4 protein-coding genes and 1 pseudogene are annotated in these 5,642 nt (G+C 44.7%); 2 read left to right on the top strand and 3 right to left on the bottom strand.

The features are described from left to right. Window positions 1-59: 59 nt before the first annotated feature. The 3 genes from AB4329_RS20825 to AB4329_RS20815 all read right to left on the bottom strand — a co-directional run bounded on the left by AB4329_RS20825 (window position 60) and on the right by AB4329_RS20815 (window position 3,345). Window positions 60-374 carry a hypothetical protein gene (locus tag AB4329_RS20825; RefSeq protein WP_372139200.1) on the bottom strand — a complete coding sequence of 105 codons (315 nt, stop codon included), beginning with the start codon at window positions 372-374 and terminating at the stop codon, window positions 60-62. Between the two features lie 206 nt (window positions 375-580). Then, window positions 581-1,198 carry a hypothetical protein gene (locus tag AB4329_RS20820; protein WP_104216136.1) on the bottom strand — a complete coding sequence of 206 codons (618 nt, stop codon included), beginning with the start codon at window positions 1,196-1,198 and terminating at the stop codon, window positions 581-583. 11 nt (window positions 1,199-1,209) lie between these two features. Further along, window positions 1,210-3,345 carry an LruC domain-containing protein gene (locus AB4329_RS20815; protein WP_372139199.1) on the bottom strand — a complete coding sequence of 712 codons (2,136 nt, stop codon included), beginning with the start codon at window positions 3,343-3,345 and terminating at the stop codon, window positions 1,210-1,212. Between the two features lie 578 nt (window positions 3,346-3,923). On the opposite strand from AB4329_RS20815, the gene AB4329_RS20810 reads away from it, so the two are divergent. Next, window positions 3,924-5,054, top strand: a complete 1,131-nt coding sequence (locus AB4329_RS20810) for an ISAs1 family transposase (RefSeq protein WP_372139205.1) — start codon at window positions 3,924-3,926, stop codon at window positions 5,052-5,054. Window positions 5,055-5,064: 10 nt separating this feature from the next. Beyond that, a pseudogene (gene tnpC, locus AB4329_RS20805) lies at window positions 5,065-5,642 on the top strand (IS66 family transposase); the annotation flags it as partial.

Genomic DNA, 5,642 nt, shown 5'->3' with positions numbered 1-5,642 from the left:
CTTTTGCTTTTGCTTTTGCGAATACAGTTGCTTTACGAATACCGTTGTTGCATCGATGGCTACTGTGCAGCTCGACAGTGGATGAACTGATAACTGCTTTGTCCGGTTATTTGATTGTTTAATGTATCAAGCGCGACCACAGAATCAATAGGGCAGTCTGTGGTAGGAGCAATAGAGAGCCGAAATACGTCATTATCTTTTGTCTGAACCGTCAGATAACGCCTGTGCCCACCTAAGGATTGAGTAAGCGTGTTCGAAATTACTTTGGCTTGAATACGTTGCCCCGTCTCTGATGTTAGCGGGAAATAGGCAAGGGCAACTAACACGCCTACGCCACACATTAAGATAAATAGACCTATTTTTAACTGTTTCATGAGAGTAAGTCTTTGAAGGTTATGTTGAAAATATAAGTGAGGTTGGTGGTAAAGTGAATGCTACTCGCTAAGAAAGCTGAATTAACTGCTCTTCGACGAAAATAAAAAAGTGAGCATTTCTGCTCACTTCCTACTTACAAACAATCCATTTTGACTCTGTTTCGTCAGAGATCTCGCTAACGACAAGTTACCTGCTGTTAAACAATTTACTGCCAGACAATCTGAGAGTCGCCGCTAGAAACCACTTGTTGTAATGGAGGTTGACCATCGTAAAACCAAATCTCTATCAAGAGTGCGTCATGGTTTACTGGTGCTGCAAAGTTGGAGGCGAACACACCGTTATCTAGTGGGCCCGCAATGACCTTGCTGGAGTAATCCGGCTTCAAGGTTGAGTCATCTCTTGTACTAAAGCGGCTATAAACGGTCACAAAAGAACGGTCTGTCGAAATGCTGCTGATGTCAATGTTGAGATCAAACTGTTCAACAGAGTTGTAGTCAAATCCATCAGGTACCACCAAATCACTCATCGTATAGCTCTGCGCTGCTACCGCACTTGTCGCGGGAGACGGCGAAGGCGTTGCTGTTACCGGATTCGACGGAGTTGCAGGTGTCGAGGGTGTAGATGGTGATGCCGTAGATGTACTTCCGCCCCCACCGCCGCCGCCTCCACAGCCGGCTAATACTAATGGCGCTGCAGCTAAAATAACGGCTAGTGACTTCTTGATGTTCCAAGTGCTTTGTACAGACATACGTTTTTCCTCAAAGAGATTGCGACTTGAATCAACGCAATGATTGTCTCGATATTGTTTAGTGTGAATAGTCATAACGTCTCTCCTTATGGTTCGTAACGTTGGTTGTCTGCAGGTGATTGGTACCATGTTTGGTTCGTTTCACCGCCGGATTCTGCGTATTCTTTAAACTCTGGGTAAGCGGTAACAATATCGACGTACTCTAAAGGCCACTCCCATTCGTCATCCGAAGTCACTATTAGTGCCCAAGGGTGGTTTTCTACTGTTTTGAAGTATTTACCTGTTGATGGATTACTGTCATCGACGCCTAAACCAGCTTCAAAGAGGTTAGTGGTATCAAATGCTTCGGTTGGAGCTTGGTCTGGCAAGTGAACCTCCCAGCTGCGTCCTGGATGTAGAGGTAGGTTTTCACCGTGATAATAACCAGGCGTTGCGAAAATGAACGGGTCGTAAGGCATATCGGTCCAGCTGCCAGTACTCACACCGTCACCGGCTAAAGTAATACCAATTTGGAACGAGAACTGCTCATCTTCTTTACATCCATTACTGGTGCGGTAGAAGGTACAGCCAGTGCTGATTTTTTCTGTCAGGTCATTGGCGATAACAAAGATTGCTTCGCTACGTCCATCTTCTAGGTCAAGGTCAGTGAATACGCCGTTGTGTTTCATGTAAGAGCTACCACTACTCACCAAGCTCGGGTCGAGGTTAGGAAGTCGAACAGCAAAACCATTTCTGTACGATGCCCCGACAGCAGCTAGGCGGCCGTCGATAGTTGATTTAACGACTTTTCCATCTTTAAGGATTTCAGTAATACGATACATAAGAACAGCATCGTTCATGTCGTAGTCAGCTTTATAAGGCCAGTTATCTTCGTACGCGAGCGTTGCGTAACCAGAAGCACTTGGGAAGTAACGAGCAGTGGCACCATCGTTAAGAACATCGACTTGAATATCGACCACCTCACCAGAGGTTGAACCGCCAAAGTAACTTAGGTTGGTTTGTTGACTGAATCTAAAGCGAGCCCACGTCGTACCGGTCAGAGCGTTGATATCGACATTTAGGAACAGATCGTTTTCACCCGCATCTAACAGGTAATCGGTAAATACTTGCTCGTTGGCGCCATCGAAACTGCCATCTTGGTTCCAATCTATCCAAGCCGAAAGGTAACCGGTTGTTGAAGCCTCAATCACCACTTTTGAATCAAGACCAGCTTCAAGTGCGGTTACAAAACCGATACCACCGTTCGCCCACTCATCATCAATACCCACGCTTTCATCCGATTGCGGTGTTACGTAGCCGTCAAGATCGGCGTCGGGCGCGTCTGTACCTAACCAAGTCACGCCATCTAGTTCATGTCGAGGACCGTTACTTGCTAATAACGTTAGATAGGTATCTGGAGCGTCACCGAAGTCGATGTTGGAATCTTCATCTACGACAGGCGCATTCGCACAGCGAGCACCATCATTTTGATTCGAAGAAGGGCCATTCGATACGAACTCTACAGCAGGAACGACACCTGCAGCGATGTTTGCAGCGTTATCTGGGGATAGGTTGATACGGTAGATCTTACCGTCTTGATTTCGAGATACGTAATAGTAGCCGTTTACATCAAAATAACCTGCGCCAAACGTCCCTGTTTCTCCGGTATCACCAATATAGGTTTCTGCACCTGTAGTTGGGTTGAAGCTGTACAAGCCACCCGAGTTATTGTCGATACCATATAAAGAGCCATCACTTGGATGGAAAGCAAAATCGGTCAGTTTTACAGTTGCAGGGCTGCCTGCGATTTTGTTGACCGTGACGGTCGCATTCGGATCAGAGTCTAAAGGAGAGAGGTCAACAGTAAATAGTCCCTTACCTGTACGATACAAGTAGTAAACATGGTCATAGACGTCGCCGACATAGAAAGTGTGATCGGTTGGTAAGCCACTGGTATTGATAACTTCTGCTTGGAAGTCTTGACCAAGACGCACTAAACGTTTGTTGGTGGTGTCATAGCCATAAATATATCTGTCTTGAAAGTCGAAACCGACACCATTGATATTGGCATTCATACCCGTATCGTCTTCTAACAGTGTGGTTGAACCTGTTACTAGGTTTACACCCCAAACTTCAACGGGTTTCGACTGAAAGAGGTATGCTTGACTAGGGCAGGTATCGAATGGCGCTGCGTTGGCGACTAGAGGGGCACTTAATAGCAAACTTAACGTTGTAATTCTCATATCTACATCCTTGTGATGGAAGGTCTAGATATTCAATCAAGTTACGTGCCAGTTTTAAGCGTTTGATTTAATGGGTTTTTATTATTTATCGAGTTCAGTTTCCAATTTGAGTGTCAATATGAAAGTGTGCCATCCAAATAGCCAAAGGCCTTTATATTTCTATTTGATTAGAGCTAAGGATACAAGAGCTTAGGCGGTAATTACGAGTGATTGTCTAATAGGCTCTGTATGTATTCACTCGTGAATGGAACAATATCTGAGACCACTTTGGATGCTAAAATGCTTTCAGCGTTAGCTTTTATTCTGACATATCGAAAATGCTTGCCATAAACCTTTACTCCTCCAAACGGTAAACTCTTTCCTTTGTTAATCAATTCACAATCTGAGTTTGATTCATAAAGGGAATACCCCAGGGCAAGATCATGAAAAACCCATATGGAATAAGGGGTAGCGTGAAGTGATGTTTCCACTAATTTGTACACTGAAGTCACAACAAATTCAATACATTCAAGATCGATTTGATGATCAGATTTAGGTGTGATCATATACTGTTTTTTAACAGCAGATATTTAGCCATAATGAATGGATTAAGCCTTTTGGACCATATTTCAGTTATTCGAGACCCTCGCCAAGCTTGGAAAATAGAGCACACGCTAACCGACATTATCTTCTTAACAATTGCAGCAGTGATTGCTGGTGCTGAAGGTTGGGAGGATATTGAAGATTTTGGTGAAGATAACTTGGAATGGCTTAGGCAGTATGGTGATTTCAAACAAGGCATACCAGTACACGATACCATTGCCCGAGTTATCAATCTTATTTCCGCCAAGCAACTGCAACGATGCTTTACTGCGTGGATGAAAGACTGTCATGAGACGACAGAGGGTGAAGTGATTGCTATCGACGGCAAAACTCTCAGAGGCACATACAACAAAGACAAGCGTTGTGGTGCAATCCATATGGTTAGTGCCTTTAGTGCAGCAAACCAAGTTGTACTAGGACAAGTGAAGACTGCGGATAAAAGCAATGAAATAAAAGCGATCCCTGAACTGCTTGAAATGCTTTCCTTGCGAGGTTGTTTAGTGACTATTGATGCTATGGGATGCCATAAGGATATAGCTGAAAAGATAGTCGCTCAAGATGCAGATTATCTCTTAGCGTTAAAAGGTAATCAAAAACGATTGGAGCAAGCGATTAGCCAAGTGTTTAATTCTAGTATGATTAATAGTTTTGAAGGTGATAAATACGTCACTCAAGAGAAAGGGCATGGTCGTACAGAAACGCGTTTGAGTATGGTTGTTCACAATACAGATTTCTTAGGCTATATAGCGTTTGATTGGGCTGAACTCTCCACAATTGGTATGGTCGTTTCAATTCGTCAAGAAGGTGATAAGCCAGCAGAAACAATGCAAATCAAGCACTACATAAGCTCAGCAAAACTAACGGCTAAAGCTTTACTAGAGAGCACGCGAGCACATTGGAGCATTGAAAATCAGATGCACTGGCGATTAGACGTTGGTTTTAAAGAAGATGAATGTCGGATACGTCGAGAGCAAGCCGGTGAGAATTTAGCAGTTATAAGACATATAGCTTTAAATCTGCTGACGGAAGAAATCAGCTTCACAGCAGGGATCAAAAGAAAGCAGAAAAAAGCGAACCGCAATAACGCTTACCTTTCGCAAGTCCTTGCAGGGCAAGGGGCTTCGTAATCTTGCCCTGGTTATCCAAGTCAGTGAGAAGTTCGCCCCGCTGTATGCGGCCTTGAAGGAGAACCTGCTTCAACAAGTGGTGGTTCAGGCGGATGAAACGCCGCTCAATGTGCTCAAAGAAGAGAAGAAGTGTTATATGTGGCTCTACTGCTCAGGCGCTGACTCACCCGAATCGGCACTGCCGAATGTGAAAAATATTGCCTTGTACAACTATCAAAACAGTCGCGCGAGGGCGTGTCCCGTGGACTTTTTAGGTGACTACAACGGTTATCTACAAACCGATGGCTACGCGGCTTATGATGGTCTGCATCACGTCACCAATGTAGGGTGCTTAGCGCATGCTCGTCGCAAGTTCATGGATGCGAAGAAGCTTCAAGGGAAAGGTAAATCAGGCAAGGCTGATAAAGCGCTGGCTAAAATCCAAAAACTCTACGGGATAGAATCACGCTTAAAAGGTGCGCCTGCCCAAGAGCGAAAAGCAGAGCGTCAAGCGCTTGCCAAGCCGATACTGGATGAGCTTTACCAATGGATGACGACCCAGAAGGTGATTGGCTCTAGCCCACTAGGCAACAGGGCGCGAGCACACTT

Origin of the sequence: Vibrio sp. 10N.261.54.A5 (assembly GCF_041471145.1) — a bacterium.
In the GTDB taxonomy this organism is placed as follows: Bacteria; Pseudomonadota; Gammaproteobacteria; order Enterobacterales; family Vibrionaceae; genus Vibrio; species Vibrio crassostreae_C.
Note: the sequence above shows the minus strand (reverse complement) of the source record. Positions and strands in the feature narration are given on the sequence as shown.

Excerpts from the sequence above, each read along its gene's own strand:
- AB4329_RS20825 (WP_372139200.1), bottom strand. The coding sequence starts at position 374 with ATGAAACAGTTAAAAATAGGTCTATTTATCTTAATGTGTGGCGTAGGC.
- AB4329_RS20815 (WP_372139199.1), bottom strand. The coding sequence starts at position 3,345 with ATGAGAATTACAACGTTAAGTTTGCTATTAAGTGCCCCTCTAGTCGCC.
- AB4329_RS20820 (WP_104216136.1), bottom strand. The coding sequence starts at position 1,198 with ATGACTATTCACACTAAACAATATCGAGACAATCATTGCGTTGATTCA.
- AB4329_RS20810 (WP_372139205.1), top strand. The coding sequence starts at position 3,924 with ATGAATGGATTAAGCCTTTTGGACCATATTTCAGTTATTCGAGACCCT.